This window comes from Amycolatopsis japonica, assembly GCF_000732925.1.
In the GTDB taxonomy this organism is placed as follows: Bacteria; Actinomycetota; Actinomycetes; order Mycobacteriales; family Pseudonocardiaceae; genus Amycolatopsis; species Amycolatopsis japonica.
In genome coordinates this window covers 1,918,898-1,942,140 of the sequence record NZ_CP008953.1, presented here as the reverse complement: position 1 = coordinate 1,942,140, position 23,243 = coordinate 1,918,898, and the positions used below count along the sequence as shown (strand labels likewise).

Genomic DNA, 23,243 nt, shown 5'->3' with positions numbered 1-23,243 from the left:
GGTCCTTTCCTTGCAAATTTTGCAAGGAAAGGACCTTTCATAGCATCCCGCTAGCTGCTGAGCAGGGCCTCGACGAACGCGCCAGGCTCGAACGGCGCCAGATCGTCCGGCCCCTCACCGAGGCCGACCAGCTTCACCGGCACCCCGAGTTCACGCTGCACCTGGAAGACGATGCCGCCCTTCGCGGTGCCGTCCAGTTTGGTCAGCACGATGCCGGTGACGTCGATGACCTCCGAGAACACGCGGGCCTGCATCAGCCCGTTCTGCCCGGTGGTGGCGTCGAGCACTAGCAGCACCTCGTCGACCTTGGCCTGCTTCTCGACGACTCGCTTGACCTTGCCCAGCTCGTCCATCAGGCCGGTCTTGGTGTGCAGGCGGCCGGCGGTGTCGACCAGGACCGCGTCCACGCCCGCCTCGGTGCCGCGTTTGACGGCGTCGAAGGCGACCGCCGCCGGGTCCGCGCCTTCCTTGCCGCGCACGACCTCGGCGCCCACGCGCTCGGCCCAAGTCTGGAGCTGGTCCGCCGCGGCGGCGCGGAAGGTGTCGGCCGCGCCGAGCACCACGGTGCTCCCCTGCGCGACGAGCACGCGGGCGAGTTTGCCGGTGGTGGTGGTCTTGCCGGTGCCGTTGACCCCGGCGACCAGCACGACGGCGGGCTGTTTCTTCCCGTCGACGGTGTGCGGCAGCGCGCGGACGGCTCGCACCGCGTCGGTCGACAGGGCGGCGGTCAGCACCTCCTGCAAGACCGTGCGCGCCTCCTCCGAGGTCCGCACGGCGCGGCGCTTCAGCTCGTCACGAAGACGTTCGACGATCTCGGTGGTCGTCGCGGCTCCCAGGTCCGCCATGAGCAGCGTGTCCTCGACGTCCTGCCACGAGTCCTCGTCCAGGTCGCCGGCGCCCAGCAGGCCGAGCAGGCTCTGCCCGAACACCGAACGGGATTTGCCCAGCCTGCCGCGCAGCCGCTCCAGGCGTCCGGTGGCCGGTGCGATCTCTTCGGCGGGAGCGGGCTCGGGGGCCACTTCCTCGGCGGGTTCGGGAAGTTCGACGTCGCGCACCGTGCGCTGCGCGGAATCCCGGGGCACCGCCGCGTCGTCCCCGACGGCGGGCTGGCCGTCGGTCTCGGGACGGTCCTCGACCGGGTGCTCCGGCTCTTCGGTCTTCTCGCCACCAGGCGCGAGCGCGATCCCGCCTGTCGCGGTATAACCGCCGCCCTTCGGCTTCTCGACGACGTCGGCAGCCTTGGACTCGTCCAGGCTGATCCGGCGGCGGCGCGCGATGAGCAGCCCGGCCACCAGAACGGCGACCAGGACCACGACGGCAACGACAACGATCCAGAACCAGGGGGTACTCGACACGGCGCCATCCTCGCATCCGCACCCCGCCGCGCTCAGACGCCCCACGGGAAGGAAGCCGATCTTGTCAAGCACCCACTGGATAGGACTCATTTCGGACAAGAAGAAACGGTCTTGCTTGCGCGGTCTCCGGAACGAGGGCTAGACCACTTCGAATGACGGTTCTCTCCGGCACTGGGGTCCGGGTCATCGGGCTCATCTCCGGCACTTCGATCGACGGGATCGACGTGGCGGCCGCCGAACTGCGCGCCGACGGGGACACGGTGGTGCTCTCGCCGCTCGGCCAGCTCGAAGTCCCTTATCCCGAAACGCTCCGCGATGCCTTGCTCGCCGCCCTCCCGCCGAATCCCTGCGACGCCGAGCAGCTCACGAAACTCGACACCCTGGTGGGCCAGGCCTTCGCCGAGGCGGCCGCGCGCGGCGTCGAGGAACTGGCCGGCGGCGAAGCGGACGTCGTCGCCTCCCTGGGGCAGACGGTGTTCCACTGGGTCGAGGACGGCACCGCGCGCGGCACGCTGCAACTGGGGAATCCTGCGTGGATCGCCGAACGCACCGGACTGCCGGTGGTGGCCGATCTGCGCGTCCGCGACGTCGCCGCCGGCGGACACGGCGCGCCGCTCGCCAGCACCATGGACGCGTTGTGGCTCCGGGAAATGGCCGCGCTCGGCCCGGTCGCGGCGCTGAACATCGGCGGGATCGCGAACATCACCGTGGTCCCCGCCGACGGTGCCGTTCTGGCCTACGACACCGGCCCCGGCAACGCCTTGATGGACATCGCCGCGCACCGCGCCACCGGCCGTCGTGCCGACATCGACGGCGCGCTCGCCCTGCGCGGCACCGTCCGGCCCGACCTGCTGGCGAAGCTCCTGCTCGACCCGTATTACGCCGCGGCGCCACCGAAATCCACCGGCAAGGAACTGTTCCACGGCGCGTATCTCGACGCGGCGCTGGACGGGCTCCCGCCGGTCGGCGCGGAAGATCTCCTGGCGACGCTGACCGAACTGACCGCGGTGACGATCGCCGCGGAATGCCGTCGCCACGACATCGCCACGCTGATCATCTCCGGCGGCGGCGCCGACAACCCGGCGCTGATGGCCGCGCTCACCAGGAACCTGCCCGGTACGGCGCTGAAGACCAGTGACGATCACGGGCTGCCGCGCGCGGGCAAAGAGGCATACCTGACCATTCTGCTCGGCTGGCTGACGTGGTCCGGCGTCCCGGGGAACCTCCCGTCGGCGACCGGCGCCCGCGGCCACCGGTTGCTCGGCAGCATCACCCCGGGCGCGGGCCCCCTGCGGCTCCCCGCCCCGCATACCTCAACCGTGACCCGGCTACGGGTAGCGGCGAAGACCGGCGAGCGATAGGAGATATGGATGCGCGCACTTGACCTCGCGATCATCGGGCTTTTCCTGGTCGGCATGCCCCTGCTGGGCGTCTGGATCGGCGGCAAACAGAAATCGGGCTCCGACTACTTCGTCGGTGAAGGCAAGATCTCCTGGTGGGTGGCCTGCCTTTCGGTGGTCTCCGCGGAGACGTCCACCCTCACCGTGCTCTCCGTGCCGACGGTGGCCTACATCGCCACCCCCGGCGACGGCGGGATGACCTACCTCGCACTGGCCATCGGCTACATCGCGGGCCGGATCGTGGTGTCGATGGTGCTGCTGCCGCGTTACGTGGCGGGCAACCTGGTCACCGCGTACGCCTTTCTCGGCAAGCGTTTCGGCAGCGGGCTGCAGGGCACCGCGTCGGTGACCTTCCTGCTCACCCGCACGCTGGCCGACGGCATCCGGCTGTTCGCCACCGCGATCCCGATCAAGGTGGTGATGGCGGCCTACGGCCTGAACGTCTCGTACTGGACCATCGTGGTCGGCCTCGGCATCGCGATGGTGCTCTACAGCTTCTTCGGCGGTGTCCGCGCGGTCGTCTGGGTCGACGCGATCCAGATGCTCTGGTACATCCTCGGCGCGGTCGTGGTGATCTGGGCGATCTCCAGCAGGCTGCCGGACGGCTGGTTCGGCAAGGCCGTGGACGCGAACAAGTTCCAGATCTTCGACTTCTCCTCGAACATGCTCACCGGGCAGTACGCGTTCTTCACCGCTCTGATCGGCGGCGCGGTGCTTTCGATGGCCTCACACGGCTCCGACCAACTGATCGTGCAGCGCCTGCAGTCCACCAACGATCTGCGTGCCGCGCGGAAGGCGTTGGTCGCCAGCGGTTTCGTGGTGTTCCTGCAGTTCGCGCTGTTCCTGTTCATCGGTGTGCTGCTGTGGGCGCTCTACAACGGACTCGCCCCGACCAAGCCGAAGCCGGAAGGCCTCGGGCTGGCCAACAAGGACGAACTGTTCGCGAACTTCATCGTGAACGACCTGCCGAGCGGTCTGTCCGGGTTCGTGATCGCCGGGATCCTCGCCGCCGCACTGAGTTCGTCGCTCGGCGCGCTGGCGTCGTCGACGGTGACCGACGTCTACGAACGGGTGATCGGCCGGGAACTCCCGGAAGCCGACCGGCTGCGGCACGGCCGGATCTGGACGATCGTCTGGGCGGGCGCGCTGATCCTGTGCGCGGGTTTCTTCGCCTCCTCCAACAAGACCTCGGCCGATCCGATCGTCGTGCAGGCGCTCGGCATCACCGGGTACACCTACGGCGCGCTGCTCGGCGCGTTCCTGCTGGGCCTGTTGTTCAAGCGGGCGAGGCAGGCGGACGCGATCGTCGCGTTCGTGTCGACGGTGATCGTGATGGCGTTCATCATCCTGGGCGTCAAGTTCAACAAACCGGACGGCAGCCTGATCGGCGTCGACTTCAGCAAGGCGTCCGGGAACACGGTGGCGCTGGCGTGGCCTTGGTACACGCTGTGCGGCGTGGTGATCACGCTCGTCGTGGGCGGGCTGCTTTCGCTGCGCCACGGGAGCGTGGATCCGCTGGCCGAACCGGACGTGAAGGAGCCCTCGCAAGTGTGACCTGAGTCACACTTCTGAACCGTCTCTCCCTTTCCTCCGTGTCGGCTTCGGGACCCGCCCGAAGACGGCGGGCGAGGAGAGGGAGAGACGATGAAACGAGCAACCGTGGCCATCGCCGTCGGCGCATTGCTGATCGGCGGCGGCACGACCGCGTACGCCGCGACGAGCACCGGCGTGCCGGACGCGATCAAAGTGCCGGAGGGGAACAAGCGCATCGCCACCTATCGGGGCGAAGGCGTCCAGATCTACGGCTGCACCGCGGGGACGTGGGCGCTGATCCAGCCCGCCGCGACGCTGAGCCACCGCGGGCGGACGATCGCGCTGCACAGCAAGGGTCCGGTGTGGACGTCCACTGTGGACGGAAGCACGGTCGGGGCCGCGGCCGTTCCCGGGGCGTCCAACCCGAGACCGAACGCGGTGCCGGAACTGCTGCTGAAGGCGAATCTGAACAGCGGTGACGGGATCTTCGGCAAGGTCACCTACGTCCAGCGGCTCGACACCCGCGGCGGACTCGCTCCGGCGGGCACCTGCGCGAGTGGCACGCAGACGGCCGTCCGGTACTCGGCCGACTACGCCTTCTGGGTCGCGAAGTAACCGCTAGGCGGTGACCGGCTCTTCTTCGGAGGTCCGGAGCCGCTGCGAGATCACCTTGGTGATGCCGTCGCCCTGCATCGAAACGCCGTACAGGGCGTCGGCGATCTCCATGGTCGGCTTCTGGTGGGTGATGATGATCAGCTGCGAAGAGTCCCGCAGCTGCTCCAGCAACCCGATCAGCCGTCGCATGTTGGTGTCGTCGAGCGCGGCCTCGACCTCGTCCATGACGTAGAAGGGCGAAGGCCGGGCGCGGAAGATCGCCACCAGCATGCCGACGGCGACGAGCGACTTCTCGCCACCGGAAAGCAGCGAGAGCCGCTTGACCTTCTTGCCCGGCGGGCGCGCTTCGACGTCGACGCCGGTGGAGAGCAGGTCGTTGGGCTGCGTGAGCACCATGCGCCCCTCGCCACCCGGGAACAGCACGCCGAACACGGTCTCGAACTCGCGCGCGACGTCCTCGTACGCCGACGCGAAGACCTCGAGGATCTTTTCGTCGACCTGCTTGATGACGGCTTCGAGGTCCTTGCGGGTGTCCTTGAGGTCTTCGAGCTGGGTCGAGAGGAACTTGTAGCGTTCCTCCAGCGCCGCGAATTCCTCCAGCGCCAGCGGGTTGACCTTGCCCAGCAGGCTCAGGTCCTTCTCCGCGCGCTTCGCCCGGCGGGCCTGGGTGTCGCGGTCGAACGGCATGGGCGGCGGCGGGGTGACGTCCTCGCCGCGTTCCTTGGCGGCCTCGTACTCGGCCATCTCCCCCGCGCTCGGCGGCACGGGGACGTCCGGACCGTACTCGGAGACGAGGTCCTCGAGGCCGATGCCGAAGTCTTCGGCGATCTTGGTTTCGAGCTGTTCGAGCCGCAGCCGCTGCTCGGCACGCAGCACCTCGTCGCGGTGGACGGCGTCGGTGAGCTTCTCCAGTTCGCCGGTCAGCTCACGGACCTTGCTGCGGACCTGGGTCAGCGCGGTCTCCCGCGACTGCCGCTGCGCCTGCGCCTCGTCCCGCTCGTGGGCGGCGCGCTGCACGGAGACCTCGATGCGCTCCAACGCGATCTCGCCGCCGTTGACCACCGCGTTGGCGATCTCGGCGCCGCGTTTCCTTGCGGCCCTGGACTTTTCGGCCCGTTCGCGGGCCTGCCGCTCGGCGTGCGCGGCCCGGCGGAGCGATTCGGCCTTGCCCTGGATGCTCCGCGCGCGCTCCTCGGCGGTGCGCAGCGCGAGCCGGGACTCCATCTCCTCCTGGCGGACCGTGCCGAGGTCTTCGGCGGCCTGGTCGCGCTCGGCGGTGTCGGGATCCTCGTCGACTTCCTGTTCGGCGACGGCGGCCAGCCGCTCTTCCAGTTCGGCGAGCTGCCGCAGCGCCTCTTCGCGGCTCTGCTCGACCTTGGCACGCTGGTTGCTCAGCCGGTCCATCTCGGCCTGCGCGGCACGCGCGGCCTGCTGCATCCGGTTGAGTCGCTCGGAGGAGCGGGCCTTGCGGACCTTCGCGTCGCCGAGCGCTTCCTTGGCCCTGCCGACCTCTTCACGCCGGGCGGCCTGCCCTGCGCGGGCGCCTTCGAGCTCCGCGGCGGTGCGTTCCAGCGCGCGCTCGGCGGCGTTCAGCCGGTCGCCGGCCTCGTCGACCGCGGCCTGCACCTCGATGACACTCTCGCTGCGAGCCGAACCACCGACCGCCCAGCGCGCGCCGAAGACATCGCCCTCGGGCGTGACCGTGCTGACCTCGGGGTACACCTCGACGAGCCGGCGCGCGGTCTCCAGACCGTCCACAATGGCCACTCGATCGAGCGCGTGCTCGACGGCGGAACGCAACGCGGGCGGCGCCGTGACCACTTCACGCGCCCAGCGCGCGCCCTCGGGCAACGACGGCCAGGCACTGGTGTCCACAGTGGATTCCAGTCCGCCGAGCAGAATGCCCGCGCGACCGGAATCGTTGTCCTTCAAGAACTTCAGCGCGGCGAGCGCGTCGGCGCCGCCGTTGACCGCGACCGCGTCGGCGACCGGGCCGAGCGCCGCGGCCAGCGCGACCTCGTGTCCGGCTTCGACGGTGAGCAGCGCGGCGACCGAGCCGAGCAGGCCCGGCAGTTCGTGCTGTGCGCCGAGCAGCGCGCCGGCGCCGTCCTTGCGCCGCAAGCCCATCGACAGCGCCTCGACGCGCGCCTTCTCCGACGCGATCTCGCGTTCGGCGGCACGCTCGGCCTTGACCAGCTCTTCGACGCGGGCCTTGGCGGCGTTGTTGGCCTCCACCGCGCGATCGTGGTGGGCCTGCAGGTCGAGGTCGTCGGACTCCTCGACACCGCCTTCGGCCTTGGCCTCTTCGAGTTCCTCGACGGCGATCTCCGCACGCTCGGCGGCCTCTTCGAGCGACACGGTGAGCCGGTCGATCTCGTCGGAGGTCGCGCCGTTCTTGCTGCGCAGCGCCTCGACCTGCCCGGTGAGCTTCGCGAGCCCTTCCCGGCGGTCGGCGATCGCGCGGACGGCGGCCATATGCGCGCGCTCGGCGGCCTGGACGAGGTGTTCGAGCTGCTCACGCCGCTGGACGGTCTCCGAAAGCACCAGACGGGCCTCGGCGACGGCCTCGTTGAGCTCCTGCTCCCGCTCGGCGACCTGCTCGGCCTCGGCCAGCAGCTCGTCGGGGTCGCGGCCGGTGCTCGCCTGCTGCACGTCGGACGACAGATGCCGCTGACGCTCCAGCGCGAGCCGCACCGTTCCGCGCAGCCGCTCCGTCAACGCGGACAGCTTGTACCAAGTCTCCTGGGCCGCGGCCAGCTTCGGCGCGTCCTCGGCGAGCGACGCTTCGAGCTCGGCCTCCTCGGCGGCGACGATCTCCAGCGCCTGCTCGACCTCGGCGCGACGCTGGCGGGCGACGCGTTCGTCGGCCTCTTCCTTGGCGATACCCGCGCGCTGGGTGACGAGGTCGTGGGCGAACAGCCGCAGCCGGGCGTCACGCAGTTCGGACTGCACCCACTGCGCCTTGCGGGCGATCTCGGCCTGCTTGCCCAGCGGTTTGAGCTGACGGCGCAGCTCGGTGGTGAGGTCGCCGAGGCGGTCGAGATTGCCCTGCATGTTCGCGAGCTTGCGCAGGGTCTGTTCCTTGCGCTTGCGGTGCTTGAGGACACCGGCGGCCTCTTCGATGAAGGCGCGGCGCTCCTCGGGCTTGGATTCGAGGATCGCCGAAAGCTGACCCTGCCCGACGATGACGTGCATTTCGCGGCCGATACCGGAGTCCGACAGCAGTTCCTGCACGTCCATCAGACGGCAGCGGTCGCCGTTGATCTCGTATTCACTCGCGCCGTCACGGAACATCCGGCGGGTGATGGAGACCTCGGAGTACTCGATCGGCAGCGCGCCGTCGGCGTTGTCGATCGTCAGGGTGACCTCGGCGCGCCCGAGCGGGGCACGGCCGGCGGTCCCGGCGAAGATGACGTCCTCCATCTTGCCGCCGCGAAGGTCCTTCGCGCCCTGGGTGCCCATGACCCAGCGAAGCGCGTCGAGGACGTTCGACTTGCCGGACCCGTTCGGTCCGACGACGCAGGTGATGCCCGGCTCGAAACGCAACGTCGTCGCCGAGGCGAAGGACTTGAAGCCCTTGAGCGTCAGGCTCTTCAGGTGCACGTCGTGCTGACCCCTCTGGCTGCGGGAACCGGTCGTTCAATCGGCCCAGGCTACCTGTGTGCTCACGGTGATCGTGGGACGCGGGGCCTCAGCGCTCCACGAACCCGCGGAGCCCGCCCTTCGCGGGCGACCAGCGTTCGACGACGTGGTCCACACTTCCGGGTGATTCCCCGGAGCGCAAAGCAGCCAAAAGCCGCTCACAGTGTTCACGAACACCCTCCGCTACCACCTCGACACGCCCGTCGGCCAGATTGCCCGCGCTGCCGACCAACCCCAGCTCAAGGGCCCTGCTGCGGGTCCACCAGCGGAAACCGACACCCTGCACCCGCCCGTGCACCCACGCGGTCAACCTGATGTGTGTTACTTCTTCACTCACGACCCCTATCGTGCACCATGTGGATGAACGCGGAGGGTGAACACGACGCTCGCTGTAGTTCGCAGACGGTGAAGCGGCGGTGATAATCTCCGCGCCGGGTCCCCACTTCGGGCTACCTCGCCCGGGTAGCCGAACTCCCCGAAGCCCCCCATCCGAGGAGCCAGCACATGCCCCGTCCCGACGGGTCTGATTCGAGCGCACGCGTGTCCGTGGCACCCCCGCGCGGCGCCACCGGCAAGCTCAACCGCGCAGGCTACGCCGTACTCGGCGTCAGCGGCCTCGTGGTGGCGACGGCCTTCGCCGCGATCGCCGAACTCGCGGGTCCCGGCGTGTCCGCCACCGCGGGCGGCACCGGTATCCCCGGCGGCGGACAGGGCGTCGCCCCCGCCGGCGTCCAGCTGGTGCCGGGTAACGCCGTCCCCGGCGGCCCGATGACCGTCAGCGGCTCGCCGACCCCCGGCGCCCCGTCCAGCTCGACGGCGCCGCCGACCACGGTGACGTCGGTCGGCCCGGACGGCAAAGAGACGACGAGCGTCGTCGCCCCGCCGCCGCCCGCGACGACCCCGGGCGGAGGTGAGCCGACGCGTACGGTGCTGCCGCCGTCGTCGACCACTCCGAAACCCACCACCACGACGCCGAAGCCGACGTCCACCACGACGACACCGCCACCTACGACGACCACCACGACCGGCGAGACCCCGCCGGGTGGCGGCTCCAGCACCAGCGGCGCTCCCAGCGAGTCGTCTCCGGGCCGGTCCAGCACCTCCGGCACCGACACCTCGACGAGCAGCGCCCAGTAGGCCTCACCGCGTGCTATGAAAGGACCTTTCCTTGCAAATTTTGCAAGGAAAGGTCCTTTCATAGCGTTCGGGGGTCACATTTCGAAGCGGTACCCCATCCCCGGTTCCGTCAGCAGGTGCCGCGGCCGCGAGGGTTCCGGCTCCAGTTTCCGCCGCAACTGCGCCAGATACACCCGCAGGTAGTGCGACTCCGTCTCGTACGTCGGCCCCCACACCTCGTGCAGCAGCTGCTTCTGCGCCACCAGACGGCCGCGGTTGCGCACCAGCAGCTCCAGCACACCCCATTCGGTCTTGGTGAGATGCACTTCCTTGCCGTCCCTGCGCACCTTCTTCGCCGCGAGGTCGATCCGGAAGGATCCCGTGTCCACCACGGCGTCCGCACCGTCCACACTGGACGTGGCCGACCGGCGGACGGCGGCGCGGAGCCGCGCGAGCAGTTCGTCCATGCCGAAGGGTTTGGTGACGTAGTCGTCGGCGCCGGCGTCGAGGGCTTGCACCTTGTCGGCCGAGTCGCCGCGGGCGGACAGCACGATGATCGGCACCGTCGTCCAGCCGCGGAGCCCGGCGATGACCTCGGTGCCGTCGAGATCGGGCAGGCCGAGGTCGAGCACGACGACGTCGGGTTTGGTCTCGGCGACGGCCTTCAGCGCGGCCGTCCCGTCGTGCGCGGTGATCACCTTGTAGCCGCGGGCGGACAGGTTGATCCGCAGGGCTCGCACGATCTGCGGTTCGTCGTCGACGACCAGCACGGTCGCCGACGCGTTGTCTGCGCTCATCGCACTCGCTCCTCCTCTTCGTTCTCGAGGCCCTCGTCGTCGAAAGCGAGGAGGCTCTTTTCCGGATCCTGACCAACATATGCGGGCAGCGAGATGACGACGGTGAGCCCGCCGCCCGGCGTGTCCTCCGCCCGGATCCGCCCGCCCATCGCCTCGGTGAACCCCTTGGCGACCGACAGCCCCAGTCCCACGCCGGGCACGCTGTCCCGGTCTCCCCCGAGCCGTTGGAACGGCGCGAAAGCCGAATCCGCGGTGCCCTTCTTGAGCCCGCGCCCATGGTCGACGATACGCAGTTCGACGTGTTCGGAATGCGTGCTGGCCCGCGCCGAGACCGGTTCGCCGGACGCGCCGTGGCGCAGGGCGTTGTCGATCACGTTCGCCACCACCCGTTCCAGCAGACCGGGATCGGCGCACACCGACGGAAGCCTCGAGTCGATCGCGACCACGACCGAATCCGAGTTGTCCACATTGGACAAAGCGTGCGAGACGACCTCGTCGTAGCCCACGGGGCGCAGATGCGGGCGTACGGCACCGGTCGCCAGCCGCGACGAGTCGAGCAGGTTGTCGATCAGCCCGGCGAGCCGGTCCGCCGATTCCTCGATCGCTTCGAGCAGCTCGTCGGTGTCCTCTTCGGACAGTGAGATGTCGGTCGCGCGCAGGCTCCCGATGGACGCCTTGATGGACGTCAGCGGCGTCCGGAGATCGTGTCCCACGGCCGAAAGCAACGCCGTGCGCAGTTCGGTCGCCTCGGCCTTGCGTTCGGCCCGGATGGCCGCCTTCGCCGTCCGCTGCTGCCGCAGGGCCAGCAACGCCTGCCCTGCCACGGCTTCCAGCACTCCCCGGTCCGACGCGGGCAGCGCGCGGCCCCGCAGCGTCAGGTGGACGTCGGCGGTGACGGCGATGTCGGCGTCGGCCTGATCCGGGTCCGCGCAGGGATCCGTGCCGGCGTTCGCCACCCGTTTCCACTTCCCGTCCCGTTTTTCCAGCAGGGTCACCGAAGTCATCCCGAAGTTCTCGCGGACCTTCTCCAGCAGCCGCTCGATCGGGTTGGTGTGGGTGAGCACGGTCCGCGCGTACGACGCCAGCAGCGCCGCCTCGGTCCGCGCCCGCGCGGCCTGCGTCGCGCGCCGGGCCGCGGTGTCGACGACCGCCGCGACGAGGATCGCCACGAGCACCATCGCGACCAGCGTGATCACGTTGCGCGGTTCGTGGACGGTCAGCGTGTACAGCGGCGGGGTGAAGAAGAAGTTCAGCAGCCCGGCCGAGACCACCGCCGCGAGCAGCGCGGGCCCGAGCCCGCCCGCGAGCGCGACCAGCACCGTCGCGAGGACGTAGTCGACCACGTCGGTGGAGAAGTCGAGGTGATCCCGCAGCAGGACACCGACCAGCGTCGCCAACGCGGGCAGCACCAGCGAGAGCGCCCAGCCGGTCAGGCGCCGCGAAGCCGTGAGCGGGCTGCGGTTGAACCGGGCGCGCAGCCGTCCGCCCGCTTGGGCGTGCGTGACCATGTGGACGTCGATCGGGCCGGAGCGCTGGACCACGGCCGCGCCGATGCCTTCGTCGAACAGCCGCGCCACGCGTGACCGGCGTGAGGTCCCGACGACGAGCTGTGTGGCGTTCACCCCCTGCGCGAAGTCGAGCAGCGCGGTCGGCACGTCGTCGCCGACGACGGTGTGGAACGTCGCGCCGACCTCCTCGGCCAGTTTCCGGTACTTGCCGACCGCCGTCGGCCCCATCCCGGCGAGTCCGTCGCCGCGCAGGATGTGCAGCACCTGCAGTTCGGCGCCCGCGCGGTTCGCGATGCGGCTCGCACGGCGGATCAGTGTCTCGCTCTCCGGCCCGCCGGTGATGGACACGACCACCCGTTCGCGGGCTTCCCACGTGTCGGTGATCTTCTGCTCGGCCCGGTACCTCTGCAGCGCGACGTCGACCTGGTCGGCGACCCACAGCAGCGCGAGCTCCCGCAGCGCGGTGAGGTTGCCGGGCCGGAAGTAGTTGCCCAGCGCCGCGTCGATCCGCTCGGCCGGGTACACGTTGCCGTGCGCCAGTCGCCGCCGGAGCGCTTCGGGGGTGATGTCGACCAGCTCCAGCTGCTCGGCCCGCCGCACGACCTCGTCGGGCACCGTCTCCTGCTGGGTGACGCCGGTGATCCGCTCGACGACGTCGTTGAGGCTCTGCAGATGCTGCACGTTGACCGTGGAGAGGACGTCGATCCCGGCGGCGAGCAGTTCGTCGATGTCCTGCCAGCGCTTCTCGTTGCGCGAACCCGGCACGTTGGTGTGCGCGAGTTCGTCGACCACCGCGACCTCGGGGGCGCGGGCGAGCAGGGCGTCGAGATCCATCTCCTCGAACTCGCGGTCCCGGTGCGCGGACCGGCGGCGTGGCACGGTCTCCAGGCCTTCGACGAGCTCCGCGGTCTTCTTCCGGCCATGCGTCTCGACCAGGCCGATGACCACGTCGGTGCCCCGGTCGAGGCGGCGTCGCGCCTCGCCGAGCATCGCGTAGGTCTTGCCGACGCCCGGGGCCGCGCCGAGGTAGATCCTCAGCTCACCCCGGCGCGGCTTGGTCGTGTTCTCGTCCACGTCTGTCAGTGTGCTCCTCCGGCCGCGTCGCGCACGGCCAAGTTGACCTTCAGCACATTGACGCCCGGCACACCGATCCCGGCGCCGCTCGTGTTCTCCGCGACGAGCTGCCGGACCTTCTCCTCGGACAGGCCCGTGTTCCTGGCCACTCGCGGGATCTGGAGGTCGGCGTAGGCGACGCTGATCGCCGGATCCATCCCCGATCCCGACGCCGTCACCGCGTCGGCCGGCACCTGCGACTCCTGGACGCCTTCGCGGGCGGCGATGAGGTTCTTGCGTTCGCCGATCGCGGCGACCAGGTCCTCGTTGTACGGGCCCTTGTTCGACGGACCGGACGACGACGGGTCGCCGGGGCCGAGGACATCCTTCGAGCCCGCGGACGGGCGGTTGTGGAACCACGGATCCTTGGCGGGGTCCGCCGCGACCGGGTCGACGCCGATCAGCGACGAACCGACGGCTTGCCCGTTCTGGGTGATGATCGAGCCCTCGGCGTTGCCTTCGAGGCCGGGGATGCGGGAGACCGCCCACACGCCGAGCGGGTAGACGACACCCAGCAGGACGGTGAAGACGAGCAGGACCCGCAGCCCGGCGAGGGTCTGTTTGAACAACGGTTTCACGAGGTCACCCGATTCCAGGGATGAGACGGACGAGCAGATCGATCAGCCAGATCCCGAGGAACGGGCTGACGATGCCGCCAAGGCCGTAGACCAGCAGGTTCCGGCGCAGCAGCGCCGAGGCCGAGGACGGTTTGTACCGGACGCCGCGCAGGGCGAGCGGGATCAGCCCGACGATGATCAGGGCGTTGAAGATGACCGCCGACAGGATCGCCGACTTCGGCGTCGCGAGCTGCATGACGTTGAGCGCGCCGAGCTGGGCGAAGATGCCGGTGAACATCGCGGGCAGGATCGCGAAGTACTTCGCGAGGTCGTTGGCGACGCTGAAGGTGGTCAGCGCGCCGCGGGTGATCAGCAACTGCTTGCCGATCTCCACGATCTCGATCAGTTTCGTCGGATCGGAGTCGAGGTCCACCATGTTCCCCGCCTCCTTGGCGGCGGAGGTCCCGGTGTTCATCGCGACGCCGACGTCGGACTGCGCGAGCGCGGGCGCGTCGTTGGTGCCGTCGCCGGTCATCGCGACCAGCCGCCCGCCTTCCTGCTCCTTCTTGATCAGCGCCATCTTGTCTTCGGGTTTGGCCTCGGCGAGGTAGTCGTCGACGCCCGCGTCCCGCGCGATGGCCTTGGCGGTGAGCGGGTTGTCCCCGGTGATCATGACGGTCTTGATCCCCATCGAACGAAGCTGGACGAACCGCTCCCTCATCCCGGGTTTGACCACATCGGACAGCCGGATCACGCCGCGCACGAACGCTTTCGCGCCGTCGTACTCCGCGACCACCAGCGGGGTCCCGCCCTGCTGGCTGATCTCGTCGACGACGCTTTCGGTCTCGTCCGGCATCTCTCCGCCGCGTTCGCGGACCCATTCCCGGACGGCCGCGGTGGCACCCTTGCGGACCTGCCGTCCGCCGATGTCGATACCGCTCATCCGGGTCTGCGCGGTGAACTCCACGAAGTCCGCGAGCTTCTCGTCGGCGGACGCGGTCTCCGCGAGCCCGTGCTCCCTCGCGACGAGTTCGACGATGCTGCGGCCCTCCGGCGTGCCGTCGGCGAGGCTGGAGAGCCGGGCCGCCTTGGCGATGTCGTCCACAGTGGACTCGCCGACCGGGATCAGCTCGGTGGCCTTGCGGTTGCCGAAGGTGATCGTGCCGGTCTTGTCCAGCAGCAGTGTCGAAACGTCGCCCGCGGCCTCCACCGCGCGACCGCTGGTGGCGAGGACGTTGCGCTGCACCAGCCGGTCCATGCCCGCGATGCCGATCGCGGACAGCAGCGCGCCGATCGTCGTCGGGATCAGGCAGACCAGCAACGCGGTCAGCACGATCACCGACTGCTGGCTGCCCGAGTAGCCCGCCATCGGCTGCAGCGCCACGACGGCGAGCAGGAAGATGATCGTGAGCGTGGAGAGCAGGATCGTCAGCGCGATCTCGTTCGGCGTCTTCTGCCGGGAAGCGCCCTCCACCAAGGCGATCATGCGGTCCACAAAGGACTCACCGGGTTTGGTGGTGATCTTCACGACGACGCGGTCGGAAAGCACCGTGGTGCCGCCGGTGACCGCGCACCGGTCGCCGCCGGATTCGCGGATGACCGGGGCCGACTCGCCGGTGATGGCCGATTCGTCGACGGTCGCGATGCCCTCGACGACGTCTCCGTCGCCCGGGATGACCTGTCCGGCCTCGACGACCACCAGGTCACCGACACGCAGGTCGGCACCGGGCACGGTCTCCTCGTCGCCGTCCTCGGTGAGACGGCGCGCGACGGTATCCTTCTTGCTGCGCCGCAGGGTTTCCGCCTGCGCCTTGCCCCGGCCCTCCGCGACGGCCTCGGCGAGATTCGCGAACAGGACGGTGAACCACAGCCAGATCGTGATGAGGATGGTGAACACGCTCGGGTCGGTGATCGCGAAGATCGTGGTCAGCGCCGAGCCGATCCACACCACGAACATGACCGGGTTGCCGAGCTGGTGCTTGGGGTTGAGCTTGCGCAGCGCCTCCGGGAGCGAGGTCAGCAGCTGGCGGGGGCTGAAGATCCCCGCGCCGACCCGGCCGGTGTTCTCCACGTGGTGCTGGGAGATCTCCTCCGGGGTCCGTTCTTGAGTCATGGTCATGCCAGTGCCTCTGCTATGGGCCCGAGCGCGAGCGCCGGGATGAAGGTGAGGGCCGCGACGAGCACGATCGTGCCCGCGAGCATCGTGCCGAAGAGCGGCCCGGTGGTGGGCAGCGTGCCGGCGGTCTCCGGAACCTTCCGTTGGGAGGCAAGGGATCCGGCCAGGCACAGTACGGCCAGGATCGGGATGAACCGGCCGAGCAGCATCGCCACCGACAGCGAGGACTGGAACCAGTCGTTCGTCACGGTGAGCCCGCCGAACGCGCTGCCGTTGTTGTTGCCCGCCGAGGCGTAGGCGTAAAGGACTTCGGAAAGGCCGTGCGCGCCCGAGTTCGTCATGGCGGCCGGGGTGTCGGCCAGCATCAGCGCGACACCGGAGCCGAGCAGGACCACGGTCGGCATCGCCAGCATGGAGACGGCCGCGCAGGTGACCTCGCGTTTGCCGAGTTTCTTCCCCAGGTACTCCGGCGTCCGGCCGACCATCAGCCCGGCGAGGAACATCGCGATCACGGCCATCACGAGGATGCCGTACAGACCGGTGCCCACCCCGCCCGGCGAGATCTCGCCCAGCAGCATGTTGAGCAGCGCGCCTCCGCCGCCGAGCCCGCTGTAGCTGTCGTGCGCGCCGTTGACCGCGCCGGTCGACGTGCCGGTGGTGGCGTTGGCGAACAGCGAACTCAGGCCGATGCCGAACCGCTGTTCCTTGCCCTCCAGGTTCGCCCCGGCGGCCAGCGACGCCGGTCCGCTCGCGTTGGCTTCGGACAGCCAGGTGACCGCGAGCATCGCGGTGAACAGCCCGGCCATCACCGAAAGCAGGACGTAGCCCTGCCGCGTGTTGCCGACGAGTTTGCCGAAGGTGCGGGTCAGCGAGACCGGGATGACCAGGATCAGGAAGATCTCGATCAGGTTGGTCCAGGCGTTCGGGTTCTCGAACGGGTGCGCGGAGTTGGCGTTGAAGATGCCGCCGCCGTTGGTGCCGAGTTCCTTGATCGCCTCCTGGCTCGCTGCGGGCGCGAGCGCGATCTTGCTCGTGCTGCCGTCCGGGTTGAGGACGTCGACGCCGCTCTTGAGGCTCTGCACGACGCCGAGCGCGATCAGCGCGATCGCCGCCACGAACGCGATCGGCAGCAGGATCCGGATCGTGCCGCGCGTCAGGTCCACCCAGAAGTTGCCGAGGCGGTCGGTCTTCGAGCGGACGAAGCCGCGGACGACCGCGATGGCGACCGAAAGGCCGACGGCGGCGGAAAGGAAGTTCTGCACGGTCAAGCCGGCCATCTGCACGAAGTGACCCATGGTCGCTTCAGGGCTGTAGGACTGCCAGTTCGTGTTCGTCACGAAGCTGACGGCGGTGTTGAAGGCGACCGCCGGCGAGACCGGTTCCTTGCCGAGGCTCCACGGCAGGATCGCTTGGAGCCGCTGAAGCAGGTACAGGAAGACGACGGAGACGAACGAGAAGCCGATCACGGCGGACGCGTAGGTCTTCCAGTGCTGTTCCGATCCGGGGTTCACCCGGAACAGGCGGTACAGGCCGCGTTCGGCCTTGGTGTGCTTCTCGACAGAAGACACAGTGAAGACGCGCGCCATGTAATCGCCCAGTGGCCGGTAGACCACGGCGAGCGCGACGAGGAGGAGGCCGGCCTGCAGGAGGCCGGCCATCGTGTCTGACATCAGAATTTCTCCGGCCTGACCAGTGCGATGAACAAATAGACGATCAGCCCCAGCGCCAGCAGTCCGCCGACGACGTTGGCCACGGCTCCCGTGCCGGTCACAGCTTTTCCAGACCGCGAAGGGTCAGGGCGAGAACCACGAATACGCCGATCAGGAGCACGGCGTAGAGCAAGTCGGCCACTAGGCACCTCTCAGGACAGGTCACCCCATCGGCGACCAGGACCTCGCAACACTGCGCCAGGTCAGGGCGCTTCCGGCGACGGACTGACGGCCTCTTGATGCCCCGATCGGGTGCCTTTACGACTTCTTGATGCCCGGTGACGTGCCCCACAGACCGTGACGCACTGCGGACGGAGCGTGCAATTCGGGCAGACAAGCGGCGCGAACCGTGTTACACCAGTGTTACGAATAGTTGTATGTGCTAACTAATCACCAGGAGGTAGCGATGTGCGGAATCGCAGGGTGGGTCTCCTATGACACGGATCTGACACAACGTCGCGAGGTCGTCGACGCGATGACCGAGACGATGGCGTGCCGCGGACCGGACGACTCGGGCAACTGGGTCCGGCCGAACGTGGCGCTGGGACACCGGCGGCTGGCGATCATCGATCTGCCGGGCGGCAGGCAGCCGATGGCCGAGGCCGGGCTGGCCGCGATGGTCTACAGCGGTGAGGCGTACAACTTCACCGAGCTGCGCGAGGAACTTCTCAAGCGGGGCCACAAGTTCGAGACCGACAGCGACACCGAGGTCGTGCTCCACGGTTATCTGGAGTGGGGCGACGAGGTCGTCGACCACCTGAACGGCATGTACGCCTTCGCGATCTGGGACGAGCGCGAAGAGAAGCTCGTGATGATCCGCGACCGCATGGGCATCAAGCCGTTCTACTACTACCCGACCCCGGACGGCGTCCTCTTCGGTTCCGAGCCGAAGGCGATCCTCGCGAATCCCTTGGCGCGCAAGGTGGTCGACACCGACGGCCTGCGCGAACTGATGGCCATGACCAAAACCCCGGGCTGGTCGCTGTGGAAGGGCATGCACGAGGTCGGCCCGGGCACGATCGTCACGGTCGACCGCTCCGGGATCCGTACGCGGACGTACTGGAAGCTCGACGCGAAGCAGCACACGGACGATCAGGAGACCACGGTCGAGCGGGTTCGCGAGCTGATGACCGACATCGTGCACCGTCAGCTGATCGCCGACGTGCCCCGTTGCGTCCTGCTCTCGGGCGGGCTCGACTCCAGCGCCGTCACCGGTCTCGCCGCGGCGCGGCTGGCCGAACAGGGCGAGCGGCTGCGCACGTTCTCCGTCGATTTCCAGGGCCAGGAGGAGAACTTCAAACCGGACGAGGTGCGCGACACCCCGGACTCGCCCTTCATCCGCGACGTCGCGCAGCTGGTCGGCTCCGACCACAAGGACGTCGTGCTGAACCCGGCCGAGCTCAGCGACCCGGAGGTGCGCCGCAAGGTGCTGGCCGCGCGGGACATCCCGGCCGGGCTCGGCGACATGGACACGTCGCTGTACCTGCTGTTCAAGGCGATCCGCGCGGAGTCGACGGTGGCGCTGTCCGGCGAATCCGCCGACGAGGTCTTCGGCGGCTACCGCTGGTTCCACGACGAGGCCGCGGTGAACTCGGGGACGTTCCCCTGGCTCGCCTTCCGGATGGGGCTCACCAGTGAGCGCGGCGCCCTCCTGCGCGGTGAGGTCCAGAAGAAGCTGGACCTGCCCGGCTACATCGCCGACCAGTACGCCACCGCCGTCGCGCAGGTCGAGCACCTCGACGGCGAAAGCGAGCAGGACCGCAAGATGCGCACGGTCTGCAACCTGCACCTGAGCCGGTTCGTGCGGATGCTGCTGGACCGCAAGGACCGGGCGTCGATGGCGGTCGGGCTCGAAGTGCGCGTGCCGTTCTGCGACCACCGCCTCGTCGAGTACGTCTACAACACGCCTTGGTCGCTGAAGACGTTCGACGGCAGGGAGAAGAGCCTGCTGCGGCACGCGACCGAACACGTGCTCCCGGCCTCGGTGCGGGACCGGGTCAAGAGCCCGTATCCGTCCACTCAGGACCCCGGCTACGCGGCGGCGTTGCAGCAGCAGGCCAAGGAGGCCCTGACCGAACGGGACAACCCGGTGTTCGAGCTGGTCGACCGCGACTGGCTGCACCGGGTGTCCGAAGTGGACCCGGCGACGATGTCCTCGGCCCAGCGCTCGGGGATCGACCGGGCGCTGGACCTCTACCACTGGTTCGACCTGTACCGGCCCGAACTGCAGCTGGACTGAGGTCTCGGTCCGCCGCCGTCTCAGCGACGGCGGCGGACCGTGCCCCCTGCCGCGACACCCCCGAGCACCGCGGTCGCGGCGAGCAGGATGCCCGCCTCGGTCCACTGGAACCGCCAGAACCGGCCGGCGGGCTGATAGACGGTGAAGTCCCGGTAGCCCGCCGCCTCGACACAGGCGTTCATCCCCTTGCCGCGAGGACATTCGGGCACTTCGTCGAGCAGACGCAGCTCCCGGCCGTCCGGCGCGACCCGGCCCGCCCGCACGATCAATCCGTCCTTTGTGGAGGGATCGACGCCGACCGTCCGGACCGGCTCGGCGTAGTGCGGCCGCAGGAGCATCAGGGTGATCGAGGCCGCGACGAACACCGCGGCCGTGATCGCGATGGCGGGCAAGGTCTTGCGCACCAGCACGCCCGCCGCGGTACCGAGGACGAACGCGAACAACCACCACGCGGCGGGCGCGACGCCGACGGCACCGAAGTACGACGTCTCGTTGAGGGTCTCCGCCTTGCCGGGGAAGATCTCCAGCCACCGGCCGAACATCTGTCCCGAAGCGAGCCCGGCGAGCGCCGCGGCCACCGCGAGGACGCCGAGCTTGGCGGCCAGCCAGCGGCCGCGGCTCACCGACTGCGTCCAGACGAGCTGATACGTGCCGCGTTCGTATTCCTTGGCGAGCAACGGCGCGCCCCAGAAGACACCCGCCAGCAACGGGACGAACGGCAGGATCACGATCAGCGGGTAGATCTTCTGGTAGAGGTCTTCCAGCCCCGCGTCGTAGTCGCGGCAGGGCACGCCGCCGCCGTAGCAGTACGAAGCGATCTTGCCGCTCGCGGAGCCGAGCGCGGCTTGTCCGGACAGGAGCAGGATCCCGCCGATCACGGCGAGGAACCCGAGGGTGACGAGCAGCTGGGTGCGGTGCTGCCGCCAGGTGAGCCAAAGCAACGAGAGTGCCTTTCTAGGAGCGGCGAAGGTCGCGTGTCGTCTGCCTGGACACGCGTGTCGTCCGTCTGATCACGCGTGTCGTCCCTGCAGTCACGCGAAACCGCCCGACCGGCAAGACGCGAAGGGGCCCATCACCGCATCAGACGCAGCGAAAGCCCCCTTCAGCCCAGCTGACGAATACGCCACCTTTGCCTTACCACTTTTTAGGAGCGGCGACGGACGGCGAAGGTCGCGGCGACGGCGAGCAGCAGCGAGAACCCCGTCAGGATCGCGGCTTCGGTCCATTGGAAACGCCAGTACCAGTCGTGCGGCAGGACCTTGAACGCGGTGATCTCCCCGGCGGCGTCCCTGATCATCTCCACGACCCGGCCGACGGGCTCCTTGCCGAGCGGGACGAGTTCGGGTTCCGCGTAGCCGTCACGGACGTTGCTCAGGCCGATCATCAGGCCGACGGCCACCGCGATGGTGACGGCGATGGCGGGCAGGGTCTTGCGGATGAGCCCGCCCGCGGCGGTGCCGAGCACGAACCCGAAGAGCCACCACGCGCCGGGTGCGACGCCGGTCATCGTGAACAGGACCGGGTTGTCGAAGCGGCTGGTGAAGGCGACGTCGCCGCGATCGGTCGGGAAGGCCTCCACCCAGCGCTGCATCATCGCGCCGAACGCGAGCCCGCCGAGAGTGGCGAGGACGGCGAGGAACCCCAGCTTCACGCCCAGCCAGCGGAACCGCGAGATCGACTGGGTCCAGGCGAGTTTCGTCGTGCCGCGCTCGTATTCGGCCGCCACCAGCGGGGCGCCCCAGAAGACACCGATCGCCACCGGGACGACCTGGAGCCAGGAGAGATAGGTGTACAGATCCTTGAAGAGTTTCGCCGGATCCGGGCTGTCCGCGGCGGCGTTCCCGTTGACCAGCAACAGGATCCCGACGGCGACGAGCAGACCGGCCGTGATCAGCAGCTGCATCCGGTGCTGGCGGTAGGTGAGCCAGAACATCGTTCCCCCTTACGCCGAAGCCAGTGTCGGGCGAGGCAGGCTCGCGGATTCGGGCCGCCGCAGGTACGCGAGCACCAGTTCTTCGAGGTTCGCCGGTCGTTCGCTCCACTGTGGACCGAGCGGAATCGGCTCGGTGCGGGCGAACACGGTCGCCTGCCTCCCGGCGCGGGCTTCGTCGACGACCGTGACGCGCTTGGCCAGCGCGTCGGCCTCCTCCACCGGTCCGGTGAGCGTGCGGTGCCCGGCGACGAGTTCGTCGATGTCGCCGCTGACCTGGACGCGGCCGCCGTTGAGGACGATCAGCCAGTCGCACGTGTTCTCCAGGTCGGAGACGACGTGGGACGAGAGCAGCACGGTCATGCCGGTTTCGGCGACCGCCTCCATCAGCCCGCGCATGACCTCGTGACGGGCCAGCGGGTCGAGGTTCGCGAGCGGCTCGTCGAGTACCAGCAGGTCCGGGCGTTTCGCGAGCGCGAGGGTGAGCGCGACCTGCGCTCGCTGCCCGCCGGACAGCTTGCCGACCTTGTGGTTCAAGGCGAGCCCGAGCGAATCGATGCGCTTGAGCGCGAACTCGTCGTCCCAGCCCGGGTTGAGGCGCCTGCCGAACTTGAGCATCTCGGCGATGCTGAAGCCCGGGTACAACGGCTTGTCCTGCGCGAGGAAGGCGGCGGTTCCCTGGATCGAGACCGAGCCGAGGGTCGCGTCGAGCAGCCCGACGGCCAGGTGGAGGAAGGTCGTCTTGCCGGCGCCGTTGGGCCCGACCAGTGCGACGACCCGTCCTTTCGGGACGGAGAGGGAGCAGTCGCGCAGCGCCCACTTGCGGAGATAGCGCTTGGCGAGGCCGGTCGCCTCGAGGACGGGTTTCTCAGTCACGCGGTCCGCTCCCCTCGAAAGCCGTCGACCACCACTGAGGTGAACAGTGCCTCGACGTCTTCCTGATCCAGCCCCGATTCCCGCGCGTCGCGGACCCAAGCCCCCAGGCTTTTCCGCAACCGCGTGCGCTCCGCGAACGAAGCGCCTCCGAGCGTCTTCTGAACGAAGGTGCCGAGGCCCGGCTTCCCTTCGACGAGCCCTTCGCGCTCCAGTTCGCGATAGGCCTTGAGGACGGTGTTGGGGTTGATCGCCAGCTCGGCGACCACCTCCTTCGCCGTCGGCAGCCGGTCCCCCGGCTCCAGCAATCCCAGGCGCAGGGCGTTCTTGACCTGCTGGACGAGCTGGACGTACGTCGCGACGCCCGAGCCCTTGTCCAGGTGGAAGGTGACCACTGGCAACACCCTTTCACTAATTAAGTAGTGAAAGGGTGCAGGCAGACGTCGACGCCTGTCAAGTGATCACGGGGAAAAGACGTGAAGGCCCCCTTGAGGGACTCTGGATCCCTCAAGGGGGCCTTCACGGAAAACCCCAGCCCCAGTCAAGAAGAAGTGCCAGTTCGACGACACGGGGGAAGACGTCGAGCTGGCACTACCCCCAACCCCCACCGCCGTCAGATGGCGGTGCCTGTGCAAGTTGAAGGTGCCCACCGTCGTACCGGAACCGAATGGGGGGTCCTGCCCGTCTGGTTGGTTGGGCACGGTTCCGGCGACGGGTCCTCGGTGGACACCTGGCAAGGA

At 69.0% G+C, this 23,243-nt stretch carries 18 protein-coding genes; 5 read left to right on the top strand and 13 right to left on the bottom strand.

From position 1 onward, the window contains the following. Positions 1-50: 50 nt before the first annotated feature. Positions 51-1,355: a signal recognition particle-docking protein FtsY gene (gene ftsY, locus AJAP_RS09480; RefSeq protein ID WP_038509780.1), complete on the bottom strand. Its 1,305-nt coding sequence runs from the start codon at positions 1,353-1,355 to the stop codon at positions 51-53. Positions 1,356-1,507: 152 nt separating this feature from the next. On the opposite strand from ftsY, the gene AJAP_RS09475 reads away from it, so the two are divergent. The 3 genes from AJAP_RS09475 (at position 1,508) to AJAP_RS09465 (ending at position 4,903) form a co-directional block, all read left to right on the top strand. Then, on the top strand, positions 1,508-2,716 hold the full coding sequence (locus tag AJAP_RS09475) for an anhydro-N-acetylmuramic acid kinase (RefSeq protein WP_038509778.1): 1,209 nt from the start codon (positions 1,508-1,510) through the stop codon (positions 2,714-2,716). A gap of 9 nt (positions 2,717-2,725) precedes the next feature. Further along, complete coding sequence (locus AJAP_RS09470; RefSeq protein WP_038509776.1) at positions 2,726-4,309, top strand: sodium:solute symporter; 1,584 nt, start codon at positions 2,726-2,728, stop codon at positions 4,307-4,309. Positions 4,310-4,399: 90 nt separating this feature from the next. Then, a complete protein-coding gene (locus AJAP_RS09465) occupies positions 4,400-4,903 on the top strand; it encodes a DUF3455 domain-containing protein (RefSeq protein WP_038509773.1) in 504 nt (167 codons plus the stop codon). A gap of 3 nt (positions 4,904-4,906) precedes the next feature. On the opposite strand, the gene smc is transcribed toward AJAP_RS09465, so the two are convergent. Then, a complete protein-coding gene (gene smc / locus AJAP_RS09460; RefSeq protein WP_038509771.1) occupies positions 4,907-8,506 on the bottom strand; it encodes a chromosome segregation protein SMC in 3,600 nt (1,199 codons plus the stop codon). An 88-nt stretch (positions 8,507-8,594) separates the two neighbouring features. Further along, positions 8,595-8,882, bottom strand: a complete 288-nt coding sequence (locus tag AJAP_RS42890; protein WP_084098086.1) for an acylphosphatase — start codon at positions 8,880-8,882, stop codon at positions 8,595-8,597. A gap of 203 nt (positions 8,883-9,085) precedes the next feature. Here AJAP_RS42890 and AJAP_RS44055 point away from each other — a divergent pair, with 203 nt between their 5' ends. After that, positions 9,086-9,682, top strand: a complete 597-nt coding sequence (locus tag AJAP_RS44055; RefSeq protein WP_158509792.1) for a hypothetical protein — start codon at positions 9,086-9,088, stop codon at positions 9,680-9,682. A gap of 74 nt (positions 9,683-9,756) precedes the next feature. Here AJAP_RS44055 and AJAP_RS09450 read toward each other — a convergent pair whose 3' ends face one another. The 6 genes from AJAP_RS09450 to kdpF are packed head-to-tail and all read right to left on the bottom strand — an operon-like array spanning position 9,757 to position 17,523. Then, complete coding sequence (locus tag AJAP_RS09450; protein ID WP_037342241.1) at positions 9,757-10,458, bottom strand: response regulator; 702 nt, start codon at positions 10,456-10,458, stop codon at positions 9,757-9,759. Continuing rightward, positions 10,455-13,040: a sensor histidine kinase gene (locus AJAP_RS09445; protein WP_051972392.1), complete on the bottom strand. Its 2,586-nt coding sequence runs from the start codon at positions 13,038-13,040 to the stop codon at positions 10,455-10,457. Before AJAP_RS09445 ends, AJAP_RS09450 begins: the two co-directional genes overlap by 4 nt. 5 nt (positions 13,041-13,045) lie before the next feature. Continuing rightward, entirely contained in the window at positions 13,046-13,657 is a 612-nt protein-coding gene (locus AJAP_RS09440; RefSeq protein WP_038509767.1) for a potassium-transporting ATPase subunit C, read from the bottom strand. 4 nt (positions 13,658-13,661) lie between these two features. Then, the gene (gene kdpB / locus AJAP_RS09435) at positions 13,662-15,755 is read right to left on the bottom strand and encodes a potassium-transporting ATPase subunit KdpB (RefSeq protein WP_038509765.1); all 2,094 of its coding nucleotides are present in this window, start codon (positions 15,753-15,755) and stop codon (positions 13,662-13,664) included. Further along, positions 15,752-17,422 carry a potassium-transporting ATPase subunit KdpA gene (gene kdpA, locus AJAP_RS09430; protein WP_038509763.1) on the bottom strand — a complete coding sequence of 557 codons (1,671 nt, stop codon included), beginning with the start codon at positions 17,420-17,422 and terminating at the stop codon, positions 15,752-15,754. The genes kdpB and kdpA overlap by 4 nt, the downstream gene beginning before the upstream one ends. Further along, on the bottom strand, positions 17,422-17,523 hold the full coding sequence (kdpF, locus tag AJAP_RS09425; RefSeq protein WP_007031325.1) for a K(+)-transporting ATPase subunit F: 102 nt from the start codon (positions 17,521-17,523) through the stop codon (positions 17,422-17,424). The genes kdpA and kdpF overlap by 1 nt, the downstream gene beginning before the upstream one ends. A 344-nt stretch (positions 17,524-17,867) precedes the next feature. Here kdpF and asnB point away from each other — a divergent pair, with 344 nt between their 5' ends. After that, positions 17,868-19,700 (top strand): asparagine synthase (glutamine-hydrolyzing), encoded by a 1,833-nt coding sequence (gene asnB, locus AJAP_RS09420; protein WP_038509760.1) that lies wholly within the window; start codon positions 17,868-17,870, stop codon positions 19,698-19,700. 20 nt (positions 19,701-19,720) lie between these two features. Here asnB and AJAP_RS09415 read toward each other — a convergent pair whose 3' ends face one another. From AJAP_RS09415 to AJAP_RS09400, 4 genes are all read right to left on the bottom strand, one after another. After that, positions 19,721-20,641: an ABC transporter permease subunit gene (locus tag AJAP_RS09415; RefSeq protein ID WP_038509758.1), complete on the bottom strand. Its 921-nt coding sequence runs from the start codon at positions 20,639-20,641 to the stop codon at positions 19,721-19,723. Between the two features lie 203 nt (positions 20,642-20,844). Beyond that, the gene (locus AJAP_RS09410) at positions 20,845-21,633 is read right to left on the bottom strand and encodes a transporter (RefSeq protein WP_038509756.1); all 789 of its coding nucleotides are present in this window, start codon (positions 21,631-21,633) and stop codon (positions 20,845-20,847) included. A gap of 9 nt (positions 21,634-21,642) precedes the next feature. Then, the gene (locus AJAP_RS09405; RefSeq protein WP_038509754.1) at positions 21,643-22,506 is read right to left on the bottom strand and encodes an ABC transporter ATP-binding protein; all 864 of its coding nucleotides are present in this window, start codon (positions 22,504-22,506) and stop codon (positions 21,643-21,645) included. Continuing rightward, entirely contained in the window at positions 22,503-22,898 is a 396-nt protein-coding gene (locus AJAP_RS09400; RefSeq protein ID WP_016336295.1) for a GntR family transcriptional regulator, read from the bottom strand. The genes AJAP_RS09405 and AJAP_RS09400 overlap by 4 nt, the downstream gene beginning before the upstream one ends. Positions 22,899-23,243 lie beyond the last annotated feature (345 nt).

Excerpts from the sequence above, each read along its gene's own strand:
- AJAP_RS09475 (WP_038509778.1), top strand. The coding sequence starts at position 1,508 with ATGACGGTTCTCTCCGGCACTGGGGTCCGGGTCATCGGGCTCATCTCC.
- AJAP_RS09470 (WP_038509776.1), top strand. The coding sequence starts at position 2,726 with ATGCGCGCACTTGACCTCGCGATCATCGGGCTTTTCCTGGTCGGCATG.
- AJAP_RS09465 (WP_038509773.1), top strand. The coding sequence starts at position 4,400 with ATGAAACGAGCAACCGTGGCCATCGCCGTCGGCGCATTGCTGATCGGC.
- AJAP_RS09450 (WP_037342241.1), bottom strand. The coding sequence starts at position 10,458 with ATGAGCGCAGACAACGCGTCGGCGACCGTGCTGGTCGTCGACGACGAA.
- kdpB (WP_038509765.1), bottom strand. The coding sequence starts at position 15,755 with ATGACCATGACTCAAGAACGGACCCCGGAGGAGATCTCCCAGCACCAC.
- kdpA (WP_038509763.1), bottom strand. The coding sequence starts at position 17,422 with ATGTCAGACACGATGGCCGGCCTCCTGCAGGCCGGCCTCCTCCTCGTC.
- asnB (WP_038509760.1), top strand. The coding sequence starts at position 17,868 with ATGTGCGGAATCGCAGGGTGGGTCTCCTATGACACGGATCTGACACAA.
- AJAP_RS09410 (WP_038509756.1), bottom strand. The coding sequence starts at position 21,633 with ATGTTCTGGCTCACCTACCGCCAGCACCGGATGCAGCTGCTGATCACG.